This window comes from Rhodobacter capsulatus (assembly GCF_005144475.1).
Classification (GTDB): domain Bacteria; phylum Pseudomonadota; class Alphaproteobacteria; order Rhodobacterales; family Rhodobacteraceae; genus Rhodobacter; species Rhodobacter capsulatus_C.
The window spans coordinates 24,425-51,401 of sequence record NZ_SWJZ01000021.1 but is presented as its reverse complement, the minus strand read 5'-3'; the positions used below and the strand labels follow the sequence as shown (position 1 = coordinate 51,401).

Here is a 26,977-nt window from a genome sequence, read left to right as displayed (position 1 = left end):
GGGCGTCTAGCCGTCGGGGGCGATCAGGCCGAGCCCGCGCAGATAGACGCCGATGCCGCTTTCCAGCAGATCCTCGGGCGAAAAGGGCGATTGCGTGCCCGGCGCGGCGCGGGCGTAAAGCTCGACCACCCCATGCGAGAGCGCGCGGACATGCGCCGCCACCATCGAGGGCGGCGGGCGGCGTCCCTCGGGGATATGGGCCGAGAGCGCCTGCGTCGCCTTCAGCGCCACCGCCTCGGCCCGCGCCATCCCCGCCGCCAGTTCGGGCGAGCGGTTGGGCGACAGGCCGCTTTCGAACATCGCCATGTAATGGCCGGGAAATTTCCGCGCGAAGGCGAGATAGGCCCGCCCCGTCGCGCCAAAGGCCGAGAGCGCCGTAGGTTTGCCGCCGTTCCAGGCATGTTCCATCAGATCGGCGAAGATCGCATAGCCCTGCCGCGCGCATTCGGCGATCAGATCCTCGCGCCCGGCAAAGTGGCGATAGACCGCGGCGGGGGTGACGCCCGCCTCCTTGGCGGCTTCCGACAGCGTGAAGCCCTGCGCGCCGCGCGCGGCAATCAGCGCCAGGGCCGCCTCGACCAGAGCCTGGCGGAGGTTGCCGTGATGGTATCCTGCCTTAGCCATCGACGTGATCGATGCCCCCGCAGATCAGCGGATCGGGCGTGCCGATCGCCGCCCGGTCCTTGCCCGGGTAATCGAGCGCCGCCAGCACGGTCTGGATCGCGGCGATGCGGGCGCGATACTTGTCATCGGCGCGGATCACCGTCCAGGGCGCGGCCGCGGTGTCCGAACGGCGCAGCGTTTCCGCGATGGCAACCGTATAGGCATCCCATTTCCGCAGCCCCTCGACGTCGATCCAGCTCAGCTTCCATTGCTTGAGCGGATCCTGTTCGCGGTCGAGGAAACGCTTGAGCTGCTCGGCGCGGGCCACCGACAGCCAGAGCTTCACCAGAACGATGCCCTCGTCGATCAGCATCTGCTCGAAGCCGGGCAGCTGGGCAAAGAAACGCGTGCGCTGCTCGGCGGTGCAAAAGCCGAAAACCTGCTCGACCACGCCGCGGTTGTACCACGACCGGTCGAACAGCGCGATTTCCCCCGCCGCGGGCAGCCGTTCCACGTAACGCTGAAAATACCACTGACCCTGTTCGCGCTCGGTCGGTGTCGGCAGCGCGACGACATTGGCCTGGCGCGGGTTCAGATTCTCGCGCATGCGCTCGATCGTGCCGCCCTTGCCCGCGGCGTCGCGGCCCTCGAACAGCACCACGAGCCGCCGCCCGTCCCGCTTGAGCCCCCAGCTCATCTTCACCAGCTCGACCTGCAGCGGCCGCATCTGCGCCTCATAGGTCTTTTTCGCCAGCTCTTCGCGATAGGGAAAAGAGGCCGAGAGGATCTCGTCGGGTTTCGCCGTCTCGATCGCCCGGCGCAGGCTTTCGGGGGCGTCATGGCGCAGGAATTTGGTGATTTCCCCGACGAAGGGCAGTCTGGGAAGCCCCTCGGGCGTCAGGTCCTTCGTGTCCCCGGCTCTGTCCCTGTCGGAGGGTCCGTGATCCTTGCCCATGCGCCGCCCTTTGAATGTGAAGCGCCTTCACTATAGCGGCCCGCAAGCCGGAGGCAAAGACGAAGCCGCCGCCTTGCCGCGCGGCGGGCGGATCGTCGGGGCGGCGCGTCGGCAGGGAATCGCCGGTTCCGCTAACCAAAATGTGATTCGTCACATCCGCGGTGCATTGGCGAACAAAGTGGCGGTTTCGCCCGCTTTGGTCGCAATGGCGGAACAATGACGCGGCCGCCATTGTTCCGGCGCGGGCCGAAGAATGATGCCGGATCGGAAACGCTCGGGGCGCCGCATTGTTGCAATTCCGGAAACGCCCGATCGAAACCGCCCGCCCGAAGCCCCCGATCCCGCCCGTCGGGGCAGGGTTAATGCTTGGTAAACAGGACAAATTTTAGGTTTTTTGTCGCATTTCGGCGCCGTCCTCCGGGGATTGCGGAAACAATCGTGGCGGGATCGGCGCGAAATCGCGGCGGCGCTTGGGCAATCGGGGAGGGATCGGGGAAAAATCGGGGCAAGATTGCGGCAGATTCCCGTTCCCCGAAGCTCGGCCTCTTGGTATCACGTAAGAGCCCGTGTTGGGCATCGGCCGTGGGGGCGGTCGAGGACGTTCGACATCTTCGGATGCTCGGAACGGTTGAAGTGGTGCTGCCGTGACCGGGATGATCTGCCATCCCGCAACGACCGCGAAGCGATCGAGACCGAGACCGCCGTTTTGGCGGTCCGCTTCGTGCATCCTGCTCCAGCCCGACCGCGTGAAAATGTCGCGTCCTTTCAGGTGGGATTTTTTTCCGCCGGTGACGAGTGACGGGCGCTGCGCGGGGCAGGGCCGAACGTTCAAGGCTTGCGGGGCATTGTCTTCGCCAATCGGGGTAAGGAGAGGCTGCCATGACCTATACTTTCAGCGATCGCACGATTTTCGCGTGGGATTTGTCGAACATCAGCTCTTCGAAAGCGGGTCTTTTCGCCGACAGCGCCTCCGGGCTGAGCAATGCCGCGGGCGCCACCTTCACCATCGGCACGGGCGCGACGGTCAACCAGATCACCGTGCGCGACAATGACAGCTACTTCAACGACGGCGACGGCGATCAGACGCTGAACTCGAGCGAGACCCTCGAAGGCTCGAGCTACGGCTCCGCCTCGGGCCGCATCACCCCCGAATACGCCTATACCGTCTGCCCCGCCGGTTGCACCGATCCTTCGGGCTACATCACCGTCTATGCGTTTGAAATGTCAGACAATGACATGGTCGGCATCGTGTCTTCGGCGCCGCTGCAGACGGGGGTCAGCTACAAGATCGTGTCCTGCACCGACAACTGCCCCTCGGTTCCCTATTCCGCGCTGGCGACCTATCCGACGCTCGACGGCATCGTCGAGGGCACCGCGGGCGCCGATCTGATCGACACGAGCTACACCGGCGATCCGGAAGGCGACAGGATCGACGCCAACGACTACCGCGGCGGCCATGCCGACAGCGTCGTCGCGGGGGCGGGCAATGACACGATCCGGTCGGGCGCGGCGGCCGATACCGTCCATGGCGAGGACGGCAACGACCTGATCGACGGCGGCGCCGACAATGACCTGCTGTTTGGCGGCAACGGCGACGACACCTTTGTCGGCGGTGCGGGCAACGACACGTTCAACGGCGGTGCCGGGCTTGACATCATCGACTATTCGAATTCCGGCGCGGGGGTGAATGTCAACCTTGGCACCGGGGCGCTGTCGGGCGGCGATGCGGCGGGCGATTCCATCGCCTCGGGCGTCGACGGGGTGATCGGTTCGGATCACAACGACAGCCTTGTCGGCTTCGACCATCAGGGCACCTCGGCCTCGGACACCTATACCAACGTCTTCCACGGCATGGACGGCAACGACACGATTGTCGGCCAGGGCTCGGATGACAGCCTTTACGGCGGCGCCGATGACGACAGCATCGAGGGCGGCGCGGGCAACGACTATATCGAGGGCGACGGCGATCTGGACGCCGGCACCCCCGCGCGCGATCTGACGATGGACTGGCAGGGCTTCAGCCAGAATTGCGGCGAGATCGTCAACGGCGCGTCTTATGACATGGGCGGCGTGCGGGTGACCTTCGGCTTCACCGACCAGACCTGCGGCGGCACCGCGACCTCGACCAATGCGGCGCAATATGTCGAGGCTGGCGACGGGCTGAACGGCGCGGGCGGGCTGCAGCTTTACGGCAACGGCGGCACGGGCGACACTTCGACCACCGCGCTGAACTTCACCTCGACCAATGCCGATTACGCCTCGGCGGTGACCGATGTCAGCTTCCGCATCAACGACATCGACATCGGCCCGAACGGCGATTTCCATCAGGACATCGTCACCGTCCGCGCCTATGACGCGCAGGGCAACCTGCTGAACGTCACCTATACGCTGGAAGGCGGGCAGACGCTGTCGAACGGCACCGTCACCGGCCATGATCTGGACAATGGCGGCTCGCTCTCGCCCGCCTCGGCCACCGGCTCGGTGCTGGTGCATATCGACGGCATCGTCGCGCGGATCGAGATCGACTACAACAACGGCGGCGCCTCGGATCAGGCGATCACCGTGACCGACCTGACCTGCAGCACCGTTCCGGCGGTTGATGCGGACGAGGCGGGCGATGACACGCTTTCGGGCGGCGAGGGCGATGACACGATCCTTGGTCAGGGTGGCAATGACGTCATCAGCGGCGGCGCGGGCAATGACCGGATCTCGGCGGGCGATGACCGCGACGTGATCCATGGCGCGGCGGGCGACACCGTCGATGGCGGCGCGGGTGGCGACGATCACGACACGCTCGACATCCGCGGCCAGGGCGACTGGCGCGTGGTGAACCAGACCGCCGACAGCAACGGCAACGGCTACAACGGCACCGTCGAATTCCTCGATGCCGATGGCAACGTGACCGGCTCGCTCGACTTCACCGAGATCGAGAGCATCACCGGCGATGACGTCAACCACCGTCCCGATGCGGTGAACGACAGCGCCAGCCTGGCCGAGGACGGCACGAAGACGATCACCGTTCTGGCCAATGACAGCGATCCCGATGGCGACACGCTGACGGTGACCGGGGCCACCGCGCTGCATGGCACGGTGACGGTCAATGCCGATGGCACGCTGACCTATGTGCCGAACGCCAATTACAACGGCCCCGACACCATCACCTATACGGTGCGCGATCCGGCCGGGCTGACCGACACCGCGACGGTGAATGTCACCGTGACCCCGGTGAACGACAGCCCCGATGCGGTGAACGACAGCGCCGCGACGACGTTCCAGACCGCGGTCACCGTGCCGGTTCTGGCCAATGACACCGACATCGACGGCGACACCCTGACGGTGACCGGCGCTTCCAGCCCGAACGGCACCGTCACGGTGAATGCCGACGGCACCATCACCTTCACCCCGGCCACCGGCTTTTCCGGCGCGGCCACGATCACCTATACCGTCTCGGACGGTCAGGGCGGCACCGATACCGCGATCATCACCGTCACCGTCGGCGCCGATCCGCGCGACGGTTACGTCGATGGCACGGCGGGCGGCGATCTGATCGACACCGGCTACACCGGTGATCCGCAGGGCGACCGGGTTGACGGCAATGACGCGATCCTGCCGGGCGACGGCCCGAACGACGACCGCATCCGCGCGGGCGCGGGCAATGACACCGTGCTGGCGGGGCTTGGCGACGACACCGTGACCGCGGGCAGCGGCAATGACTCGGTCGAGGGCGGCGACGGCGACGACAGCCTTTCGGGCGAGGGCGGCGCCGACACGTTGCGCGGCGGCGACGGCAATGACACGGTCGATGGCGGCGACGACAATGATCTGCTGATCGGCGGCACCGGCGACGATCTGCTGATCGGCGGGCTTGGCAATGACACGCTTGAGGGCGTGGCGGGCAATGACACCGCGCTGGGGGGCGCCGGCGATGACAGCATCACCACCGGCCGCGGCTCGGACCGGGCCGAGGGCGGCGACGGCAACGACTATATCAACACCCGCAATGACGCGGCCGCGCCCGATCTGGGCTATCCGGGGCTTTTCCCGGCCGATACCGACCCGAACGATGACCGCGACACCGTTCTGGGCGGCGCGGGCAATGACACGATCCTGACCGGCGACGATGCCGACAGCATCGAGGGCGGCAGCGGCAACGACGTGATCGATGCGGGCGTCGATGCCGACACCGTGCTGGGCGGCGAGGGCGATGACACGATCACCTCGGGCGAGGGCTCGGATGTGGTCGATGGCGGCGCGGGCAATGACATCATCTACGGCGGCCTTGGCCCGACCGTGCCCGATGCGATGAACATCCCCGACGCCACCGATCTGGTGCAAAACAACGGCATGGACACGATCCATGGCGGCGACGGCAACGATGTCATCTATGGCGAGGATGACGACGACCTGCTGCACGGCGATGCGGGCAATGACACGATCGACGGCGGCATCGACGAGGACACGATCTTCGGCGGCACCGGCAATGACAGCCTTATCGGCGGCGCCGGGGCCGACCAGATCTCGGGCGGCGACGACCGCGACACCTTCGCCGTGGCCACCGCGGCGGCGGGCGCGGGCGACGTGATCGACGGCAACGAGGGCGGCGACGATTACGACACGCTGGATCTGACCGGGGCGGGCCGGACGAACATCCTTTATGACCCGAACAATCCCGAAAACGGCACGGTGCAGTTCCTTGATGACCACGGCAATGTGGTCGGCACGCTGACCTTCAGCAATATCGAGAACATCATCGTCGACCGCGACGGCATCGTGACCGGCACCGATGGCGCCGATCTGATCGACTATGATTACACCGGCGATCCCGAGGGCGACAAGATCGACCACAATGACGCGCTGATCCCGGGCGACGGCCCGCAGGATGACCGCGTCGTGGCCGGGGCGGGCAATGACACGATCCGTTCGGGTCTGGGCAATGACACCGTGGATGCGGGCACCGGGGATGACTCTGTCGAGGCGGGCTCGGGCGATGACTCGGTGCTGGGCGGGGACGGCAACGACACCATCCTGGGCGAAGCGGGCGATGACACGCTGGACGGCGGCGCGGGCAATGACAGCATCACCGGCGGGCTTGATGACGACAGCATCCTTGGCGGCGCGGGCGACGACATCCTTGACGGGCGCGGCGGGCTGGACACGATCGACGGCGGCGAAGGCAATGACAGCATCGACGGCGGCGACGGCAATGACAGCGTTTCGGGCGGCACCGGCAATGACACGCTTTTCGGCGAACTCGGCAACGACACGCTGACCGGCGGCGAAGGCCGCGATCTGGTCGATGGCGGCGATGGCGACGATCTGATCGACACCTCGGGCACGGGCAGCCCCGACATCGCCTATCCGGGGCTTTACGGCGCCGACAGCGATCCGAATGACGACCGCGACACGGTGATTGCCGGGACTGGCAATGACACGATCCGCACCGGCGACGATGCCGACAGCATCGATGCGGGGCAGGGCAATGATGTGATCGACGCGGGCGACGATGCCGACACCGTCGCGGCGGGGATCGGCGACGATCTGGTGATCGGCGGCGAGGGCTCGGACAGCATCTCGGGCGGCGACGGCAATGACACGATCCATGCCGACAACGGCCCGGGCACGACCAGCCCGACCGAGGTCACCGACGACACCGACCCGGTGCCGCAAAACGGCCGCGACACGGTGCGCGGCGGCGAGGGCAACGACGTCATCTATGGCGGCGACGACGACGATCTGCTCAGCGGCGACAACGGCAACGACTGGATCGACGGCGGCATCGACGAGGACACGATCACCGGCGGCGAAGGCAATGACACGCTGCTGGGCGGCGCGGGCGATGACAGTCTGGACGGCGGCAATTCGTCCGACAGCCTTGATGGCGGCGCGGGCAATGACACGCTTCTGGGCGGCGAGGGCAATGACACGCTGCTGGGCGGCGACGGCAATGACAGCCTGGACGGCGGCTCGGCCTCGGACACGCTGGATGGCGGGGCAGGCGATGACACGCTGACGGGCGGCGAGGGCGACGATTCGATCCTCGGCGGCGAGGGCAACGATCTGGCCGCGGGCGGGACCGGTCAGGACACGATCCGCGGCGGCGCGGGCGATGACACGATCACCGGCGACGATGGCGATGACCGGCTTTACGGCGATGCGGGCAATGACAGCCTCTCGGGCGGTCAGGGCCAGGATCTGCTGGAAGGCGGGGCGGGCAACGACACGCTTCTGGGCGGCGACGGCGTCGACACGCTCTCGGGCGGCGATGACCGCGACGTCTTCATCGTGGTCAACCGCGATGGCGGCAACCATGATGTCATCGACGGCAACGAGGGCGGCGACGACTTCGACACGCTCGATCTGACGACGGCGGGGCCGCTGCGGATCGCCTATGATCCGACGAACCCGGAAAACGGCACCGTCACCTTCCTCGACGATCATGGCAATGTCACCGGCTCGCTGACCTTCCGCAACATCGAGAAGGTGATCCCGCCCTGCTTCACCCCCGGCACACTGATCGCGACGCCGAAGGGCGAGCGGCTGGTCGAAGAGCTGCGCGAAGGCGACAAGATCCTGACCCGCGACAACGGCATTCAGGAAATCCGCTGGATCGGCCGCACCGATCTGACCCGGGCGCAGCTGCTGGCGGCGCCGCATCTGAAGCCGGTGCTGATCCGGGCGGGCAGCCTTGGCAACGGTCTGCCGGAACGCGACATGCTGGTGTCGCCGAACCACCGGATGCTGGTGGCGAACGAACGCACCGCGCTTTATTTCGAGGAACACGAGGTTCTGGTCGCGGCCAAGCATCTGATCGACAACCGCGGCGTGAAGCCGGTGGAGACGCTGGGCACCAGCTACATCCACTTCATGTTCGACCGGCACGAGGTGGTTCTGGGCAACGGCGCCTGGACGGAAAGCTTCCAGCCCGGGGATCAGTCGCTGGAGGGTCTGGGCAATGCGCAACGCGCCGAGATCCTGGAACTGTTCCCGGAGCTGCGCTGCCGCGAAGGCCTTGAGGGCTATGGCGCGGCGCGCAAGATCCTGAAGAAACACGAGGCGGCGCTGCTCCGGCACCGCTGAGACCCGGCTTCGGCCAAACCGATTGCGGCGCCCGGGGGAAGTCCCGGGCGTTTTGCTGTTGGGCGGAAATCCGGGCGGAAAAGGGGCACATTGCGCCGGTTTCGGGGCGGGAAACGGAAAGTTCCGACAAATTGTGACAATTTCTGGATCGTTAACCTATTGGAAAGGCGGGTTCCGGAGTATGCTGGACTGCGGGGGCCGTCCGGTGCCCCCGATGGTTCCGATCAGGACGCGCAGGATGATAGCGACGGGCAATTTCACGCCGGGGACGGCGTTCCTTGGCAGCCCTCCCGGGCCGTGGGGGGATGACTATTCCATGGTCGAAATCCGCCTGCAATTCGACGGCTATGACGGCATGGGCGGCCGCGCCGAGGGCCGCGATGCCGCGGGGGCGCGGATCTTCGCGCTTGATCTCGCGCAGATCGCCGCGGCGGTGCCCTGTTTCACCGCCACAAGCCTGATCGCCACCGGGCAGGGGCCGATGCCGGTTTCGGCGCTGCGGCCGGGGATGCGGCTGATCACCCGTGACAGCGGCATGCAGGACCTGCTCTGGGTCGGGCGTCGCCGCTTCGGCTGGCAGGCGCTGGGGCTCAACCCGCTGCTGCGCCCGGTGCGAATCGCCGCCGGGGCGCTGGGGCAGGGCCTGCCCGAACGCGACATGCTGGTGTCGCCGAACCACCGCTTCCTGACCTGTCTGCCGGGCGGGGGCGAAAGCGGCGAATGCCTGACGATGGCGCGCGATCTGGTCGGGCTTGACGGCATCACCCTTCATGCCGCCGCCGAGGTCGAGTATTGGCAGCTGCTGTTTGCGCATCATGAGCTGGTTCTGGCCGATGGCGCGTGGTCGGAAAGCTTCCTGCCGACCGAGATCAGCCTGGCGGCGCTGGAAAGCGACAGCCGCGATGCCGTGACCCGGGCCCTGCCGGAGCTTGCCGCCGGGTCGGGCCCCGCCGCGGCGCGTCCCTTTGCCGAGGTCGGCTCGGCGGCCTGAGGCCCGGCCATCTTCCCGCCACGAGAGCGCACCGACTTTGCCGCTTTTGCGGCCCCGATCTGCCATTGTGCTGACCCATTGTTTCTGAAAAGCCCGAACCGGGCAGGCAGGAACGAAGATGGCGATCAACGGCACGGACCAGAATGACACCCTGACCGGGACGGCTGCGGCCGATACGATCATGGCGGGGGCGGGGGATGATTCGCTTTCTGGCGGGGCGGGCAACGATCTGCTTTATGGCGAGGCGGGCGATGACACGCTGGCGGGCGGCAGCGGGCGCAACACCGTCTATGGCGGGGCGGGCGACGATGTCTGGCAGGCCGGGTCGAGCCTGGCGGGCGGCTATGGCACCGATCTGGTCTATCTCGAGGATGGCAATGATCTGGCCTATGCGGGCTGGTTTCCCGCGGGCGCGGCCGACACGCTCAACTTTGGCGCGGGCGATGACACGCTGTCGCTCGAGGCGCTGGATCCGGCCGGCAATCAGGGCATCACGCTGAACGACACCGGCACGGCGACGACCTCGGGCTTCACCTCGGTCATTCTGAATGTCGAGAACGTGATCGGCAATGCCGGGGCGAATGCGCTGACCGGCAACAGCCTGGCCAATCTTCTGGCCGGGGGGGCGGGCAATGACACGCTGTCGGGCGGCGGCGGGAACGATTCGCTGGACGGCGGCGCCGGGGCCGACACGCTTTCGGGCGGCACCGGCGATGACACGCTGCGGGGGGGCGCGGGCAATGACCTGCTCTCGGGCGGGTCGGGGATGGATTACGCCGATTATACCGAGGCCACGACCGGGGTCTCGGTCAATCTGGGCACGGGCACGGCGACCGGGGCGGGCACGGACACGCTGAACGGCATCGACGGGATCTTCGGGTCGGGCTTTGCCGATACGCTGACCGGATTTGACGGCCAGGGCACCAGCAGCGGCGATGCCTTTACCAACGTGTTTTACGGCCATGGCGGCGATGACCTGCTGAGCGGGCTTGGCGGCGATGACAGCCTGTTTGGCGGCGACGACGACGACACGGTTCTGGGCGGGGCGGGCAATGACCTTGTCACGGGCGATGCGGGCAACGACAGCCTGGAGGGCGGCAGCGGCAATGACACGCTGAGCGGCGGCGCAGGCAGCGACATCGTCCTTGGCGGCGCGGGGGCCGACCGGATCGACACCGGCGCGGGCGATGACACGGTCGATGGCGGCGCCGGGTCCGACACGATTTCGGTCGTCTCGGGCGGCAATACCACGATCATCGGCTCGGAGGATGCCGACAACAGCGACGTGGACACGCTTTACGTCTTTCGCCACAACATCGACTGGTCGCGGACGGTGATCAGCGGCGAATCCGGCACGATCGTCTGGCTGAACGGCGCGACGACGACCTTTTCCAACATCGAAAACGTTGAATTCGTGCGCAATGTGCCCTGTTTCACCCCCGGCACGCTGATCGAGACGAAGCGCGGTCAAGTGGCGGTGGAAAAGCTGCGGCCGGGCGACCGGGTGCTGACGCGCGACAATGGCTATCAGCCGATCCGCTGGATCGGGCGGCGGCGGCTGAAGGCGGCGGATCTGGCGGCGGCGCCGCAGCTGCAGCCGGTGCGGATCGCCGCGGGGGCCCTGGGCGAAGGCCTGCCCGAAACCGACATGCTGGTGAGCCCGCAGCACCGGATGCTGATCTCGGGGGCGCGGGCGGAACTGCTGTTCGGCGAGGCCGAAGTGCTGGCGGCGGCGCTGCACATGCTCGGTCAGCCCGGCATCACCCGGCTGAAGCGCGACGAGATCACCTATCTGCATCTGATGTTCGACGCGCATGAAATCATCCGCGGCAACGGCGCCTGGACCGAAAGCTTTCAGCCCGGCGACCAGACCCTGTCGCATCTGGATGCGCCGCAACGTGCGGAACTGGCAGCGATTTTCCCCGATCTGGACAGGATCGCCCGGCGCGGGCGCTGGACCGCGGCCCGCCGCGCGCTCAAGGCGCATGAGGTGCGGGTGCTGATGGGCCGGAACGCCGCCTGAAACGGAAAAAAGGGCCGGATGCTATGCACCCGGCCTCAGGAAGAGGCCGACAGGGGACTGCGGCGCTCGGGATCAGAAGGCCGAATACTGCGACGGCAGCGATTTCGCCGCGCCGCTGGGCGCAAGGCCGATGTCACGCAAAAGGTGATCGTCGAGGCGGGCCAGCGCCAGTCGGGCGCGGCGGTCATCGCGCCAACGGGCAACCGCGCCCAGCACGACCGCAAGCGACGACGGCGCGGAACGACGCGACAGCGACGAGACGGGGTGGGACAGGCTGATCATGGGGCACCTTTTCTGTATTGATACAATTCTATATTTGCTGGTAGGAAGAGATTACAATTCCCACACAAGCGGCGCGAGGGAAACATTGTGACTGATACAAGTTGGAAACCCGACCTGCCGGTGCAATCCGGTCCGAAATATCTGGCGCTGGTGCGGGCGCTGCGCGAAGGCGTGCGGCGCGGCGATCTTTCGCCCGGATCGCGGCTGCCGACCGTGCGCGATCTGGCTTGGAAACTGGGGGTTACCCCCGGAACCGTGGCCCGCGCCTATCAGATTGCCACGCAGGAGGGGCTGCTGGAGGCGGCGGTGGGGCGCGGCACGTTTGTATCGACACAATCGCGCCGACTGGGGCCGACGGAATCGCTGTATCAGCAGCCGCTCTCGGATCCGGCGGCGGATGGGGTGATCGACCTGCGCTCGCCGCAATTGCCCGATGTGGGACAATCGGTGGCGCTGTCGCAGGCGATGGCCGATGCCGCGACCGAGCTGGGCGAGCATTATCTGGAATATCCCGGCCTGCGCCGCGACCGCTATTGCCGCGAGGCGGCGCTCGACTGGTTTTCGCATTGCTCGCTGCATGGGCTGATCGGCGCCGATGATCTGGTGCTGACGCATGGCGGGCAGAACGGCATCAGCATCGTGCTGCAATGCTGCCTGCGCGGTGACCGGCCGGTGGTTCTGTGCGAGGAACTCGCCTATCCCGGTTTCCGCCATGCCGCGCGGCTGAGCCGGGCCGAGGTGGTGCCGGTCAAGCTCGATGACGAGGGGATGATCCCCGAGGCGCTGGATGCCGCCTGTCGCCGTCATGGCGGGCAGGTGGTCTGCGTCACCCCCGATGCGCAGAACCCGACTACGGCGCGGATGTCGAACCGGCGTCGGCAGGCGATTGCCGAAGTCGCGCGCAAGCATGATCTGCAGATCATCGAGGATGATTGCTACACCGCGCCGGTCTCGGGGCTGGAGGCGATCCGGGTGATCGCGCCGGAACGGACCTGGCATGTGACCTCGCTGTCGAAGACGATTTCGGCGGGGATGCGCTTTGGCATCGTCATCGCCCCCGAGGGCATGGGCGAGGCCGGGCGGCTGACGGCGCAGCACAGCTTTTTCGGCCTGCCGCGGCCGGTCACCGACATCATCACCCGGCTCTTCACCAGCGGAGAGGCGATGCGGCTGCGCCATGCCGCGCAGGAGGTGATGAGCCGCCGTCTGCAGATGGTGGTGCAGGCGATGGAAGATCACGACATCGCCTGGCAACCGGGGCTGAGCTTCATCTGGCTGCGGCTGCCGACGGGCTGGCGGGCCTCGACCTTTGCCCGCGTCGCCGAGGCCGAGGGGGTGCTGGTGCGCTCGGCCGATGAATATGTGCTGGCCGATGGCCATGCGCCGAATGCGGTGCGTTTCGCGCTGGCGGGCGGCGTGCCCGAGGACCGGCTGATGCGGGCGATCGCGAAATTGCGGGCGCTGCTGGAGAATCCGCCCCGCGATCTGCCGGTCTGAAACTGCACGTTCCGGTTGCAAAGTGGCAGCAATCCTGCCGCTTTGCTGGGCACTCGCGGGAATTTTCCCGAGGCAGGGGGCAAGCCGGGGCATCGTCCCCCTTTCCTCTGCCGAAACCTTGTGCAAATTTGGCCCAACCGCGCCTGAGACGCGCTGAGGGAGAATAGAGTATGTCGGCATCTCCAACCCGGCGGTGGGCGCGCTCGGAGGCGGCCAACGGCTGGTTCATGGTCAGCCCAACGCTGATCTATGCAGTCCTGTTGCTGGCGGCGCCGCTGGTGACCATCGTCGCCTATTCCTTTTTCAAGGATGGCTATCTGGTCGTGGTGCATGAATTCACCACGCAGAACTATATCGACGCCTGGTCGGATCCGATCTTCCGCACCATCCTGTTGCGGTCGGTTCTGGTGTCGGCGCTGGTGACGCTGGTCACCGTGGTCCTGGCCTTTCCGATCGCCTATTTCATTTCGTTCAGCGTGCCCGCGGCGCACAAGTCGCGCTGGCTGTTCCTGATCACCATCCCGTTCTGGACCTCGTATCTGATCCGGGTGTTCCAGTGGAAGGTGATCCTGAACTTCAACGGCGTGGTGAACTCGACGCTGATGGGGCTCGGCATCATCGACAGCCCGCTGCAGATGCTGAACTCGGTCGGCGCCATCGCGATCACGCTGGCGCATGCCTATGCGCCCTTCGCGATCCTGCCGATCTTTGTCAGTCTGGAAAAGATCGACCGCTCGCTGCTGGAAGCCGGGCAGGATCTGGGCGAAAGCAAGCTGATGACGTTCTGGCGGGTGACGCTGCCCCTGGCGATGCCCGGGGTGATCGGGGCGGTGATGATCGTCTTCATCCCGACGATCGGCGACTATGTCACGCCCGAGCTGATCGGTGGCGGCAAGCTGCCGATGGTGGCGAACCTGATCCAGAAGGACATGCTGAAGATCGACAACAAGCCTTTGGGCGCGGCGGTGGCGGTTTCGGCCATGCTGGTCGTCTCGGCGGTGGCGCTGATCTTCCTGTTCCTCAACCGTCGCTTCCTGAGGGGGGGCAAATGAAGTTCTCCGGTCTGAGGGCCTATGCCTTTCTGTATCTTGCCTTCCTCTATGCGCCGATCGCGCTTCTGCCGGTCTTCGCCTTCAACGACGGCACGGTGATCGCCTTTCCGCTCAAGGGCTTCACGCTGAAATGGTTCGGGCAGCTGTTCGAAAACCAGTCGCTGGCGACGGCGCTGGCGAATTCGCTGATCGTGGCGGTGTCGACCTCGATCCTGGCGACGACGCTCGGCATCTTTGCCGCGCGCTCGGCCACGCGTTACAATTACCGCGGCAAGGCGGGGGCGATGGGGCTGATCATGCTGCCGCTCGTGCTGCCCGAGATCATCGTCGCGGTGTCGCTTCTGGTGGTGCTGCTGGCGATTGGCGTGCCGATGTCGATCTTCACCGTGATCCTCGGCCATGTGCTGGTGGCGACGCCCTATGCGATTGCGGTGCTGAATGCGGCGTTTTCCTCGCTGGACCGGTCGCTGGAAGAAGCGGCCTATGATCTGGGCGAGACGAAATGGTCGACCTTCCGGCTGATCATCCTGCCGCTGGTGACGCCCGGGATCATTTCGGCGGCGCTGATGGCGTTCACCATCTCGCTCGATGAATTCATCATGGCCTTCTTCCTGGCGGGCGAGCAGACGACGCTGCCCACCTATATCTATTCGCAGCTGCGCTTTCCGAAACAGATCCCGATGATCATGGCGCTTGGCACCGTGCTTGTGGTCTGCTCGGTGCTGCTGCTGACGCTTGCCGAATATTTCCGCCGCCGCGGCATCGCGAAGACCGGCGCCAAAGACACTGGGGGGTTCCTGTGAGCCAGAACGTCATCACCGCGAAAGTGCCGCTCGAACAGCGCAAGAAGATGATCGAATTCGATCGCGTGCACAAATATTACGGCGATTACCACGCGCTGCGCGGCATCACCGCGACGATCCGCGAGGGCGAGTTCTTTTCGCTGCTGGGCCCCTCGGGCTGCGGCAAGACCACGCTTTTGCGCACCATCGCCGGGTTCGAGGATATTTCCTCGGGCGCAGTGCTGATCGATGGCAAGCACATGGAAGACGTGCCGCCGAACAAGCGCCCGACGAACATGGTGTTTCAAAGCTATGCGATCTTCCCGCATCTGAGCGTGGCGGAAAACGTCGGCTTCGGGCTGCGCCGCGATCCGCGGTCCGAGGCCGAAAAGGCCCGGGCGGTGGAAGAGGCGCTGGAGATGGTCGGCCTCAAGGGCTATGGCGCGCGGGCGGCGCATGCGCTTTCGGGCGGGCAGCGGCAGCGGGTGGCGCTGGCCCGGGCGCTGATCCTCAAGCCCAAGGTGCTGCTGCTCGATGAGCCGCTCTCGGCGCTCGACAAGAAGATCCGCGAGCAGATGCAGATCGAGCTGATCAAGCTGCAGCGCGAGGTGGGGATCACCTTCGTTCTGGTGACGCATGATCAGGAAGAGGCGCTGGTGATGTCGGACCGCATCGCCGTGATGTTCGAGGGCGAGATCGCGCAGCTGGCCGATCCGGAAACGCTTTACCGCCGTCCGGCCTCGCGCCGGGTGGCGGATTTCATCGGCGTGATGAACTTCCTGCCCGCCAATGTTCTGAGCGAGGGCGGCGGCCATGTGCAGCTGGACGTCGCGGGGCTTGGTCCGGTCGAGGTGACCGACGAACAGGCCTCGGCCAAGCCCACGGGCGGCGCGGCGGCGGTGGGCTTCCGCCCCGAGACGCTGACGATCCTGTACGAGGGCCAGAAAGCGCAGGATCGCGAATCCCCCGGCGTGATCGACGAGGTCGTCTATTACGGCGACATGACCTATTACGACGTGAAGCTGGAGGGGGTGGAGACGCCGGTCCGCATTTCGATGCGCAACGTCTTCGGCCGCCCGGTGCTGGATGTGGGCACACAGACACGGGTCGCCTGGTCGCCCGGTGCGCTGGTGCTGTTTCGCTGATGGAAAAGGGGGGCGCTGCCCCCCTCTTTCATTCGTGCCGAATGAAATTCACCCCCGGGATATTTGCGCCAAGGTGAAACCAAAACCGGAAAGGCCCGGTTTCACCTTGGTCCAAATATCCCGCGGGGGGTGAATTTGCGCAGCAAAGAGGGGGGCGCGAAGCCCCCCCTTTTTCGTCTTATTCCGAGCGCGAGGCGCGTTTGCGCTCATGCGGGTCCAGAAGCCGCTTGCGCAGGCGGACGATCTTCGGGGTGACTTCCACCAGCTCGTCGTCGTCGATATAGGCGATCGCCTCTTCCAGGCTCATCCGCACCGGCGGCGTCAGGCGCACGGCTTCGTCCGTGCCCGAGGCGCGGACGTTGGTCAGCTTCTTGCCCTTGAGCGGGTTCACCTCGAGGTCATTGTCGCGCGAATGCTCGCCGATGATCATGCCCTCGTAGATCTGTTCCTGCGCGCCGATGAAGAGCTTGCCGCGTTCTTCGAGGTTCCACAACGCATAGGCGACCGAGACGCCGTTCTCCATCGAGATCAGCACGCCCTGGCGACGGCCCTGGATCGGGCCCTTGTAGGGTGCCCAGCCGTGGAAGATGCGGTTCAGCACGCCGTTGCCGCGGGTGTCGGTCATGAATTCGCCCTGATAACCGATCAGGCCGCGCGACGGCACATGGGCGACGATCCGGGTCTTGCCGTGACCGGCGGGGCGCATTTCGACCAGATCGCCCTTGCGCGGCCCGGTCAGTTTCTCGATCACCGCGCCCGAATACTCGTCGTCGACATCGACGATGACCTCTTCGATCGGCTCGAGCCGTTCGTTGTTTTCCTCGCGGAAGATCACGCGCGGGCGCGAGATCGACAGCTCGAAGCCTTCGCGGCGCATGTTCTCGATCAAGACGCCCATCTGAAGTTCGCCGCGCCCCGAGACGACGAAAGCATCGCCGCCGGGCGTGTCTTCGACGCGGATCGCGACGTTGGTTTCGGCTTCCTTCATCAGCCGTTCGCGGATGACGCGCGATTGCACCTTGGTGCCGTCACGCCCCGCAAGCGGGCTGTCGTTGATCCCGAAGGTGACCGAAATCGTCGGCGGATCAATCGGTTGCGAGGGGATCGCGGTTTCGATTTCCAGCGCGCAAAGGGTGTCGGCCACGGTCGCCTTGGTCATGCCCGCGATGGTGACGATATCGCCCGCCTCGGCCAGATCGATCGGCTGTTGCGTCAGGCCGCGGAAGGCGAGGATCTTGGTGCAGCGGAACTGCTCGATCCGCTCGCCGGTGCGCGAGAGCGCCTTGAGCGTGTCGCCGACCTTGAGCCGCCCGGCCTCGACGCGGCCGGTGAGGATGCGGCCGATGAACGGGTCGGCCGAGAGCGTGGTGGCGAGCATCTGGAACGGCTCGTCGGCGCGGAATTCCTGTTTCGGCGGCTCGACATGTTCCAGGATCAGGTCGAAGAGCGCCGACAGATCCTGACGCGGCCCGTCAAGCTCGCGGTCGGCCCAGCCGCCGATGCCCGAGGCGTAGACATGCGGGAAATCGAGCTGCTCGTCACTGGCGCCAAGGTTGGCAAACAGGTCGAAGACCTCGTTCAGCGCGCGGTCGGGCTCGGCCGCGGGTTTGTCGACCTTGTTCAGCACGACGATCGGCTTGAGCCCAAGGGCGAGGGCCTTCGAGGTCACGAATTTCGTTTGCGGCATCGGACCTTCGGCGGCATCGACCAAGAGGCAGACGCCATCGACCATGCTCAGGATCCGTTCCACCTCGCCGCCGAAATCGGCGTGGCCGGGGGTGTCGACGATGTTGATCCGCGTGCCCTTCCATTCGACCGAGGTGCATTTGGCCAGAATGGTGATGCCGCGTTCGCGTTCGATGTCGTTTGAGTCCATCGCCCGTTCGGCGACGGCCTGATTTTCCCGGAATGACCCGGATTGACCCAGCAGCTTGTCGACGAGGGTCGTCTTGCCGTGGTCAACGTGTGCGATGATCGCAATATTGCGAATGTCCATGAAGTCCGCCTGTTCGAGATTTGTGCTGCCCTTACGGGAAAAGCAGCCGTTTGGCCAGCAAGAACCGCGTCAGGGATGCCCTGCGGATGAAAACAGGTTGATGACGGCGATGCCCGCGATGATGAGCCCGATGCCGAAAAGCGCGGGCGCGTCGAGTTTTTGCTGAAAGATCAGCCAGCCCGAGGCGGTGATCAGCACGATGCCGATCCCCGACCAGAGCGCATAGGTGATGCCAAGCGGCAAGGTTTTCAGCACGAGGGTAAAGAACCAGAAGGCCACGCCGAAGCCAAAGATCACGCCCAGCGTCGGCCAGAGCCGGGTGAACTGGTTCGAGGCCTGCAGGCAGGTGGAGCCGAAGGTCTCGAACAGCACCGCGATGAGGAGGTAGAGATAGGGTTTCATCACGACACGATATACCAGTCGCGGCGGTGGTTGAAGGCGATCACGAAGTTCAGAACGACGGCGCCGAGAAGCGACCAGCCGATGCGGTCCAGCGGCAGGATCAGCGTGGCGATGGCGAACAGGATCAGGTCATGCGCCAGTTGCACATGGCCCGCGCGCCAGCCGTAGCGGTCCTGCACGATCAGCGCGACGATCGAGACGCCGCCCAAGGTGCCGGAATGGCGGAACAGGCCCAGAAGCCCGACGCCCGCCGAAACGCCGAACAAAAGCGCCGCGGCGGCCGGGTGGATCGTGTCGAGGACGAGAACGGGTTTGAGCGCCTCGGCCAGGACCGAGACGAAGCTGACGGTGACCAGCGATTTCACGCAAAAGACGGGCCCGCGCGCCCACCAGGCCAGCGCGAAGAAGGGGATGTTGAGCCCGAAGAACAGCGCCGAGAAATTCAGCCCGGTGGCGTAGGACAGGATCAGCGCCGTGCCCGCGGTGCCGCCCGTCACCAGCCCCGCCGCGCGCAGAAGGTGGATGCCCAGCGCCGCCTGTGCCGAGGCGAGGACGAGCCCCTGGGCGTCCTCGAACACGGTGTAGCGGCGGGGGGATGGGTCAGCACTCATGACTTGAATATGCGTCAGAAGGGCTGTCCTGTCAACGGATCAGGTGGCGATATAGCGGTCGCGGCGGTGGTTCATTGCAATGACGATGTTGATGACGAGCGCGCCCAAGGCCGAGATCGCGACGGTCTTCCAGTCGCGCAAGGTCAGGGCGAGGCCGAAGACGCAGGCGTCAAAGATCAGCTGCGTCCAGCCGGCGCGAAAGCCGGTGCGGTCCTGCAGGTAAAGCGCCATGATGCCGACGCCGCCGAGGCTGGCGCCGTGGCGGAAAAGCGCGAGCAGGGCGGAGCCGGAGAGAAAGCCGAAGATCACCGCGCCGACGAGCGGGTTGACATTGGCGAAGCTGACATAGCCGGGCAGGAAGGCGGCCAGCGCCGAAAGTGCAGCGACCGAGAGGAAGGTCTTGATCACGAAGCCAAGCCCCATGCGCCGGTAGCCGAACCAGTAAAAGGGAATGTTGATCGCGAAGAAGACCGGGCCAAAGCCCCAGCCGGTGGCGTAGCTGATCAGCACGGCAAGCCCCGCGGTCTGGCCGGTGACAAGACCCAGATGGGTGAGCAGCACGATGCCGAAAGCGGCCATCGTGGTGCCATAGGCGATCCCCTGGGCATCATCCAGAAGCGTGTGTTCGACGGGGTTTTCGGCGATGATTTCGGTCATGCGGGCTTTTCTCATGCTCCGCGGTCTCGGGCAAGGGGCTGTGGCCGCGCGGACACGGGCCGCGCGTGTTCCACCCGGCGCGTGGCTTTTTTCTTGGCGCGACTCAGGGGCGCGTGCATCTTCGCCGCATCCGGCAATTCAGACAGGGAGGGCGGGTCATGACCATTTATGCATCCAACCTCCGAACCGGTGGGCTCACTCGCGCTGCGGCAACCGCAGCCGCAGTCAATCGCTACCGCATTTTCGCGTAAGCCATCCGCCCCGGTGTCTCGGCACCACGTCTGACCTTCGACCGGATCCCCCCAAGCCTGCGTCTGGCCCCTGGCCCGTTCCGGTCTTTTTCCATCCAAACCAGAGGCCGGTTGCCGCGTGCACCGGAAAGGACATGACCAGAACCGACGACTTCGAGCTGTCGCTGAAACTTGATCTTGAAACGCTGATGGCGGCCCATGGGCCGCGCCGGGTGCTGTTGGGCACGCTGGCGGCGCTTTTGACCCATCACCGCAACCGGGGCCTTGCCGCCCGCTTCGCCGAGATGGACGACCACTTGCGGCGCGATATCGGCCTGCCGCCGCGCGGGCCCACGCCGCCGATGCCGCATTGGACGCATTTCGGCTGGTAACATGCAAAGCGCATTGCAACGCATTGAAAAAGGGCCGGGAAATCCCGGCCCTTGCAGTTTCGAAAAGATGCCCGGGATCAGCCCGCCAGCGCCTTGTTCAGATATTCGTCGACCTTCTCCAGATAGCCCATGGTGGTCAGCCATTTCTGATCGGGGCCGACCAGCAGCGACAGGTCCTTGGTCATGAAGCCGTCTTCGACCGTCTGCACGCAGACCTTTTCCAGCGTCGTCGCGAAAGTCATCAGCGCCGCGTTGTCATCGAGCTTCGCGCGATGTTTCAGACCGCCGGTCCAGGCGAAGATCGAGGCGATCGAGTTCGTCGAGGTCTCCTTGCCGGCCTGATGCTGGCGGTAGTGACGGGTGACGGTGCCATGCGCGGCCTCGGCCTCGACGATCTTGCCATCGGGCGTCATCAGAACCGAGGTCATGAGACCGAGCGAGCCGAAGCCCTGCGCCACGGTGTCCGATTGCACGTCGCCATCGTAGTTCTTGCAGGCCCAGACATAGCCGCCCGACCATTTCAGCGCCGAGGCCACCATGTCGTCGATCAGACGGTGTTCGTAATGGATGCCCGCCGCCTTGAACTTGTCGGCGAATTCTTCCTCGTAAACCTTCTGGAACAGATCCTTGAAGCGGCCGTCATAGGCCTTGAGGATGGTGTTCTTGGTCGAGAGATAGACCGGCCAGCCCTTGAGCAAGCCATAGTTCATCGACGACCGCGCGAAGTCGATGATCGAGGCGTCGAGGTTGTACATCCCCATCGCCACCCCGGCACCGGGGGCGTCGAAGACGGTCTTTTCGATCACCGTGCCGTCCTCGCCGACGAATTTCATCGTCAGCTGGCCCTTGCCGGGGAAGTGGAAATCGGTGGCGCGGTATTGATCGCCAAAGGCATGGCGGCCGATCACGATCGGCTGGGTCCAGCCCGGCACCAGACGCGGCACGTTGCGGCAGATGATCGGCTCGCGGAAGATCACGCCGCCGAGGATGTTGCGGATCGTGCCGTTCGGCGATTTCCACATCTGCTTGAGGTTGAATTCGGCCACCCGGGCCTCGTCGGGGGTGATCGTGGCGCATTTCACCGCCACGCCGACCTCTTTCGTCTTCAGCGCGGAATCGATGGTGATCTGGTCGTTGGTGCGGTCACGTTCCTCGATGCCGAGATCGTAGTACAGCAGATCGATGTCGAGATAGGGCAGGATCAGCTTCTTCTTGATGAAATCCCAGATGATCCGGGTCATCTCGTCGCCGTCCATCTCGACGATGGGATTCGCTACCTTGATCTTCGACATTGGGCCCTCATGCCTTGGTGACTCGTTGCCGCTTTTTAGCGGGTTTTCGCGGGTTTGGCTAGCCTTGTATGCGATTGCATACCGATTTCCGGATCAGAGTCCGCGCGCGTTGAACCAGGGGCGGATCTTCGCTTGCACCCAGTCCCAGACGGCGGGCAGGCCGCGGGCGACCTTGGTGCCGACGCGGGTCTGCAGCTGATCCCAGGTGACGTCATATTCGAGCCACGACCCGCCGCCGGAAAGCTGGTTCAACAGCACCGGCTGCACCCGGTCGAGCGATTTCGCATAGATCGCGGTGGCCGTTTCGGCGGCTTCGAATTCTTCCCAAAGCGCATGAAGATCGTCGCTCAAATCCTTGGGCAGAAGGCCGAAAATGCGCTTTGCCGCAGCAGCTTCGGCGTTCTGGATTTCGGCCGAGCCATGGGCGGCGCCGCCCGCGGAATGGATCGGCACATCGCCCACGTCGATTTCCACAAGATCGTGGATCAGAAGCATCTTCACCGCGCGCAGGGGATCGACGCCGGGCGCCGCTTCCTCAGCCAGAACCAGCGCATAAAGCGCCAGCGTCCAGCTGTGCTCGGCCGAGTTTTCGCGCCGCGACCCGTCATGGATCGGCGTCGCGCGGCTGACCGATTTCAGCTTTTCGGCCTCAAGCAGGAAGGCGAAAAGCTGATCGCGCCGCCCCGCTTTCGTCTGGTCGCTCATTCGGCCCGCAGCGCCTTCAGCCGCGTCTCGAAGAAATCGCGGCCGCGATCGGCGGCCATATAGGCGCGGCAGGCGGTCATGAAGGCTTCCTGCATCGAGGGCGAGGAGGTGCCGATGTAATTGCCCACCTCCATGAACAGCCGGTCGGCCTTGTCGCCCAGGTCGCGCTGCGCCGCGATCACGTCGCGGGCCAGCGCCTCGGCGAGATCCTCGGTCAACGCCATCTTACCGCGAGCCCTCGGTCAGGCGGCGGCGGACATAGGTCTGCACCGTCTCGATCATCGGTTTCATATGGGCTTCGTCATCCTTGAAGAAGTGGTCGGCGCCCTCGACTTCCGAATGGGTGATGGTGATGCCCTTCTGCTCGCGCAGCTTGCCCACCAGCGTCGCCGTGTCCTTCGGCGGCGCGACGCGATCGGCGGTGCCGTTGATGATCAGACCCGAGGACGGGCAGGGCGCCAGGAAGGAGAAGTCATAAATGTTGGCCGGCGGCGCCACCGAGACGAAGCCGGTGATTTCCGGCCGCCGCATCAGAAGCTGCATGCCGATCCAGGCGCCAAAGGAAAAGCCCGCGACCCAGCAATGCTTCGAATTCGGGTTCATCGCCTGCAGATAATCCAGCGCCGAGGCGGCGTCGGAGAGTTCCCCGATGCCCTGATCATATTCGCCCTGGCTGCGCCCCACACCGCGGAAGTTGAAGCGCAGCACGGTGAAGCCGAGCTTGTGGAAGGCATAATGCAGATTATAGACAACGCGGTTGTTCATCGTGCCGCCATATTGCGGATCGGGATGCAGGATGATCGCGATCGGCGCGTCGGGGGCGGGCTGCGGATGGTAACGTCCTTCGAGACGGCCCTCGGGGCCGGGGAAGATCACTTCGGGCATGTTCTCTCGCCTGTCTGCAGCGTTCTCGGGGGATCTGCGGCGGTGCGCAATCTTGACGCTTTTACCACAAGACCCTAGGACGAAAACGTCCCGGCACGATGCCGGGATTTCGGATGCAATCGAGTTAAGCGGCCCAAGGCGCGTCGTCAATGCTTCGCCGCAGTTTCGGCGGGGTTTCCGGTGCACCGCTTGGCTTTGGCGGGGGGGGAACCATGAAACTTTCGACGAAGGGGCGCTATGCGATGGTCGCGCTGGTCGATCTGGCCACCGTCGGGCCGGGGCAGATGACCTCGCTGGCCGAAATTTCCAAACGGCAGGATATTTCGCTGCCCTATCTGGAGCAGCTTTTCGTGCGGCTGCGCCGGGCCGGGCTTGTGGCCTCGGTGCGGGGCCCGGGGGGCGGCTACAAGCTGGCGAAGACGCCCGCCGAAATCCGGATTTCCGAAGTGTTCGAGGCGGTCGACGAGACGGTCTCGGCGCTGCATGTGGGGGCGGGGGCCTCGGGCGGGATTTCCGGCTCGCGCGCGCAATCGCTGGCGAACCGGCTTTGGGAAAGCCTTTCGGCGCAGGTCTTCGTCTTCCTGCACCAGACCACGCTTGAAGACGTGGTGAAGAATGGTCTGAAGCCTTGCCCTGCGGTGCCAAGCCTGTTTTCAGTGGTGGATGACTGACCGTCGTCCCGGATGCGGGCGCGGGAAGGGCGTATTTGAGCCAAGAAGAAACGGGATCGGCGTCTTCTTGGTCAAAATACGCCCCTTTCTTTGGAAGACGGGCGCAACGACGGGGATTGGATGACACGGCTTTATCTCGACTGGAACGCGACGACGCCGCTGCGCCCCGAGGCGAAGGCGGCGATGATTGCGGCGATGGAGGTCGGGGGCAATCCGTCTTCAGTCCATGCCGAGGGCCGCGCGGCCAAGGCCTTGATGGAAAAGGCGCGCGCGCAGGTGGCGGCGGCGCTGGGGGCGGAGGGGGCGGATATCGTCTTCACCTCGGGCGCGACCGAGGCGGCGGCTTTGGCGCTTTCGGGGCGGGGCTGTGCGGCGGCGGCGATCGAGCATGATGCGGTGGCTGCCTGGTGTGCCGATGCGCTGCCGGTCGATGGCTTCGGGCGGGTGGCGGTGGCCGATCCGGGCCGCGCGACGCTGCAGCTGGCCAATTCCGAAACCGGGGTGATTCAGGATCTGCCCGCGGGGCTCTGGGCGGCGGACCTGACCCAGGCTTTCGGCAAGTTGCCCATGGCTTTCAACTGGTTGGGGGTCACCTGCGGTTTCATTTCCGCCCATAAACTGGGCGGGCCGAAGGGCATCGGCGCCTTGGTGCTGCGCCGTGGCACGGAGCTTGCGTCGTTGCTGAAAGGCGGCGGGCAGGAGATGGGACGGCGCGCGGGCACGGAAAACCTTATCGGCATTGCCGGTTTCGGCGCCGCGGCCGAGGCGGCGGCGGCGGACTTGGCACGGGGCGTGTGGGCGGAAGTTGCTGAAGTTAGAGATATTCTAAAAGAGGCACTGGAATTCCCGACGAAAGAAGTCTATTTTCCGGGATGGGAGACGCCGGAAGGGGAAACGGCTGGGCGGCCACAGGTCCTGCCCAACACGCTTTCGGTGATCGCTCCGGGCTGGAAAGGCGAGACTCAGGTGATGCGCATGGACCTTGCGGGCCATGCGGTGTCGGCGGGCTCGGCCTGTTCCTCGGGCAAGGTCCGTGCGAGCAAGGTTCTGCGCGCGATGGGCTGGTCCGACGAGCAGGCGGGGTCCGCGATCCGGGTGTCGCTGGGTCCGGGGATCGGACGGGACGAGATCTTGCGCTTTGCCGACACATGGCGGGCGGCATATGAAAAGCACCGCGCAAGGCGCTGACGCGGAAGGGGAAAAGACGATGACGCAGGACCAGGATATCCGCGAAGGCGTGGACCGCGAGACGGTCGAGACGGTGCAGAACATGGGCTCCTACAAATACGGGTGGGAGACCGAGATCGAGATGGAATATGCGCCGAAGGGCATTTCCGAAGACATCGTGCGGCTGATTTCGGCGAAGAACGACGAGCCGGACTGGATGCTGGACTGGCGGCTGGAGGCCTATCGGCGCTGGGTCGAAATGGAGATGCCGGACTGGGCGCTGTTGAAGCTGCCCGAGATCGATTATCAGGATCTTTATTATTACGCCCGGCCGAAAAGCATGGTGGAAAAGCCGAAATCGCTCGACGAGGTCGATCCGAAGCTTTTGGCCACCTATGAGAAACTCGGCATTCCGCTGAAGGAGCAGCTGATCCTTGCGGGGGTCGAGGGGGCCGAAAACATCGATCTGTCGAACCGGCAAGTGGCGGTGGATGCGGTGTTCGATTCGGTGTCCGTCGGCACCACCTTCAAGGAGAAACTGGCCGAGGCCGGGGTGATCTTCTGTTCGATCTCGGAGGCGATCAAGGAGCACCCCGAGCTGGTGAAGCAGTATCTGGGCACCGTCGTGCCGCAGACCGACAACTTCTTTGCCACGCTGAATTGCGCGGTCTTCTCGGACGGGTCTTTCGTCTATGTGCCGCCGGGGACGCGCTGCCCGATGGAGCTGTCGACCTATTTCCGGATCAACGCGGAAAACACCGGGCAGTTCGAACGCACGCTGATCATCTGCGACAAGGGCGCCTATGTGAGCTACCTTGAGGGCTGCACGGCGCCGAAACGCGACACCGCGCAACTCCATGCGGCCGTTGTGGAAATCGTCATCCTGGAAGATGCAGAGGTGAAATATTCCACGGTGCAGAACTGGTTCCCGGGCGACGAGGAGGGCAAGGGCGGCATCTACAACTTCGTCACCAAACGCGCCGATTGCCGCGGTGCGCGGGCGAAGGTGATGTGGACGCAGGTCGAAACCGGCTCGGCGATCACCTGGAAATACCCGTCCTGCATCCTGCGCGGCGACGAGAGCCAGGGCGAGTTCTATTCGATCGCCATCGCCAACAACTACCAGCAGGCCGATACCGGCACGAAGATGGTGCATCTGGGCAAGAACACCCGAAGCCGCATCGTCTCGAAGGGGATTTCGGCGGGGCAGGCGCAGAACACCTATCGCGGGCTGGTCAGCATGCATCCGCGGGCGAAGAATTCGCGCAATTACACGCAATGCGACAGCCTGCTGATCGGCGACAAATGCGGCGCCCATACCGTGCCCTATATCGAGGTGAAGAACAACTCGTCCCGGGTCGAGCACGAGGCGACGACCTCCAAGGTCGATGACGATCAGCTGTTTTATTGCCGCGCCCGCGGCGTCGGCGAGGAAGAGGCGGTGGCGCTGGTCGTGAACGGCTTCTGCCGCGAGGTGTTGCGGGCGCTGCCGATGGAATTCGCGATGGAGGCGCAAAGCCTGGTCGCGATCAGCCTAGAAGGCTCGGTGGGCTGAGGTGGCG

At 65.2% G+C, this 26,977-nt stretch carries 22 protein-coding genes; 11 read left to right on the top strand and 11 right to left on the bottom strand.

Features of this window, described 5'->3' with window-relative positions; genetic code table 11:
- Positions 1-6 precede the first annotated feature (6 nt).
- Together FBT96_RS06740 and ppk2 are read right to left on the bottom strand one after the other, a co-directional pair.
- Positions 7-624 (bottom strand): TetR/AcrR family transcriptional regulator, encoded by a 618-nt coding sequence (locus FBT96_RS06740; protein ID WP_136905545.1) that lies wholly within the window; start codon positions 622-624, stop codon positions 7-9.
- Entirely contained in the window at positions 617-1,558 is a 942-nt protein-coding gene (gene ppk2 / locus FBT96_RS06735; protein WP_249306343.1) for a polyphosphate kinase 2, read from the bottom strand. Before ppk2 ends, FBT96_RS06740 begins: the two co-directional genes overlap by 8 nt.
- A gap of 879 nt (positions 1,559-2,437) precedes the next feature.
- On the opposite strand from ppk2, the gene FBT96_RS21220 reads away from it, so the two are divergent.
- The 3 genes from FBT96_RS21220 to FBT96_RS06705 all read left to right on the top strand — a co-directional run bounded on the left by FBT96_RS21220 (position 2,438) and on the right by FBT96_RS06705 (position 11,649).
- Positions 2,438-8,635 carry a Hint domain-containing protein gene (locus tag FBT96_RS21220; protein ID WP_249306342.1) on the top strand — a complete coding sequence of 2,066 codons (6,198 nt, stop codon included), beginning with the start codon at positions 2,438-2,440 and terminating at the stop codon, positions 8,633-8,635.
- 238 nt (positions 8,636-8,873) lie between these two features.
- Positions 8,874-9,626 (top strand): Hint domain-containing protein, encoded by a 753-nt coding sequence (locus FBT96_RS06710; protein WP_169583271.1) that lies wholly within the window; start codon positions 8,874-8,876, stop codon positions 9,624-9,626.
- Between the two features lie 118 nt (positions 9,627-9,744).
- Positions 9,745-11,649, top strand: a complete 1,905-nt coding sequence (locus FBT96_RS06705) for a Hint domain-containing protein (RefSeq protein WP_136905543.1) — start codon at positions 9,745-9,747, stop codon at positions 11,647-11,649.
- Positions 11,650-11,721: 72 nt separating this feature from the next.
- Here FBT96_RS06705 and FBT96_RS06700 read toward each other — a convergent pair whose 3' ends face one another.
- On the bottom strand, positions 11,722-11,931 hold the full coding sequence (locus FBT96_RS06700) for a DUF1127 domain-containing protein (protein WP_136905542.1): 210 nt from the start codon (positions 11,929-11,931) through the stop codon (positions 11,722-11,724).
- An 87-nt stretch (positions 11,932-12,018) separates the two neighbouring features.
- On the opposite strand from FBT96_RS06700, the gene FBT96_RS06695 reads away from it, so the two are divergent.
- From FBT96_RS06695 to FBT96_RS06680, 4 genes are all read left to right on the top strand, one after another.
- A complete protein-coding gene (locus FBT96_RS06695) occupies positions 12,019-13,428 on the top strand; it encodes an aminotransferase-like domain-containing protein (RefSeq protein ID WP_136905541.1) in 1,410 nt (469 codons plus the stop codon).
- Positions 13,429-13,598: 170 nt separating this feature from the next.
- On the top strand, positions 13,599-14,480 hold the full coding sequence (locus tag FBT96_RS06690) for an ABC transporter permease (RefSeq protein ID WP_136905540.1): 882 nt from the start codon (positions 13,599-13,601) through the stop codon (positions 14,478-14,480).
- Positions 14,477-15,283, top strand: a complete 807-nt coding sequence (locus FBT96_RS06685; RefSeq protein ID WP_136905539.1) for an ABC transporter permease — start codon at positions 14,477-14,479, stop codon at positions 15,281-15,283. The genes FBT96_RS06690 and FBT96_RS06685 overlap by 4 nt, the downstream gene beginning before the upstream one ends.
- A 47-nt stretch (positions 15,284-15,330) precedes the next feature.
- The gene (locus FBT96_RS06680) at positions 15,331-16,407 is read left to right on the top strand and encodes an ABC transporter ATP-binding protein (protein ID WP_136905609.1); all 1,077 of its coding nucleotides are present in this window, start codon (positions 15,331-15,333) and stop codon (positions 16,405-16,407) included.
- 178 nt (positions 16,408-16,585) lie between these two features.
- Here FBT96_RS06680 and typA read toward each other — a convergent pair whose 3' ends face one another.
- The 4 genes from typA to FBT96_RS06660 form a co-directional block, all read right to left on the bottom strand.
- Positions 16,586-18,403, bottom strand: a complete 1,818-nt coding sequence (gene typA / locus FBT96_RS06675; protein ID WP_136905538.1) for a translational GTPase TypA — start codon at positions 18,401-18,403, stop codon at positions 16,586-16,588.
- A gap of 69 nt (positions 18,404-18,472) precedes the next feature.
- A complete protein-coding gene (locus tag FBT96_RS06670) occupies positions 18,473-18,805 on the bottom strand; it encodes a DMT family transporter (protein ID WP_023913002.1) in 333 nt (110 codons plus the stop codon).
- Positions 18,805-19,416 carry a YitT family protein gene (locus FBT96_RS06665; protein ID WP_136905537.1) on the bottom strand — a complete coding sequence of 204 codons (612 nt, stop codon included), beginning with the start codon at positions 19,414-19,416 and terminating at the stop codon, positions 18,805-18,807. Before FBT96_RS06665 ends, FBT96_RS06670 begins: the two co-directional genes overlap by 1 nt.
- 39 nt (positions 19,417-19,455) lie before the next feature.
- A complete protein-coding gene (locus FBT96_RS06660; protein WP_136905536.1) occupies positions 19,456-20,073 on the bottom strand; it encodes a YitT family protein in 618 nt (205 codons plus the stop codon).
- Positions 20,074-20,458: 385 nt separating this feature from the next.
- On the opposite strand from FBT96_RS06660, the gene FBT96_RS06655 reads away from it, so the two are divergent.
- Complete coding sequence (locus FBT96_RS06655; RefSeq protein ID WP_136905535.1) at positions 20,459-20,695, top strand: hypothetical protein; 237 nt, start codon at positions 20,459-20,461, stop codon at positions 20,693-20,695.
- 77 nt (positions 20,696-20,772) lie between these two features.
- Here FBT96_RS06655 and FBT96_RS06650 read toward each other — a convergent pair whose 3' ends face one another.
- From FBT96_RS06650 to FBT96_RS06635, 4 genes are all read right to left on the bottom strand, one after another.
- Entirely contained in the window at positions 20,773-21,987 is a 1,215-nt protein-coding gene (locus FBT96_RS06650) for an NADP-dependent isocitrate dehydrogenase (protein WP_055208196.1), read from the bottom strand.
- A gap of 93 nt (positions 21,988-22,080) precedes the next feature.
- Positions 22,081-22,692, bottom strand: a complete 612-nt coding sequence (locus FBT96_RS06645) for an HD domain-containing protein (protein ID WP_136905534.1) — start codon at positions 22,690-22,692, stop codon at positions 22,081-22,083.
- Positions 22,689-22,916, bottom strand: coding sequence for a hypothetical protein (locus FBT96_RS06640; RefSeq protein WP_136905533.1), 228 nt, complete (start codon positions 22,914-22,916; stop codon positions 22,689-22,691). The genes FBT96_RS06645 and FBT96_RS06640 overlap by 4 nt, the downstream gene beginning before the upstream one ends.
- 1 nt (position 22,917) lies before the next feature.
- Positions 22,918-23,577, bottom strand: coding sequence for an alpha/beta hydrolase (locus tag FBT96_RS06635; RefSeq protein WP_136905532.1), 660 nt, complete (start codon positions 23,575-23,577; stop codon positions 22,918-22,920).
- A 212-nt stretch (positions 23,578-23,789) separates the two neighbouring features.
- Here FBT96_RS06635 and iscR point away from each other — a divergent pair, with 212 nt between their 5' ends.
- From iscR to sufB, 3 genes are all read left to right on the top strand, one after another.
- Positions 23,790-24,248 (top strand): Fe-S cluster assembly transcriptional regulator IscR, encoded by a 459-nt coding sequence (iscR, locus tag FBT96_RS06630; protein WP_013067607.1) that lies wholly within the window; start codon positions 23,790-23,792, stop codon positions 24,246-24,248.
- A 120-nt stretch (positions 24,249-24,368) separates the two neighbouring features.
- Entirely contained in the window at positions 24,369-25,436 is a 1,068-nt protein-coding gene (locus FBT96_RS06625) for a cysteine desulfurase family protein (RefSeq protein ID WP_136905531.1), read from the top strand.
- Positions 25,437-25,455: 19 nt separating this feature from the next.
- A complete protein-coding gene (sufB, locus tag FBT96_RS06620) occupies positions 25,456-26,970 on the top strand; it encodes a Fe-S cluster assembly protein SufB (RefSeq protein WP_136905530.1) in 1,515 nt (504 codons plus the stop codon).
- The last annotated feature ends 7 nt before the right edge of the window (positions 26,971-26,977 follow it).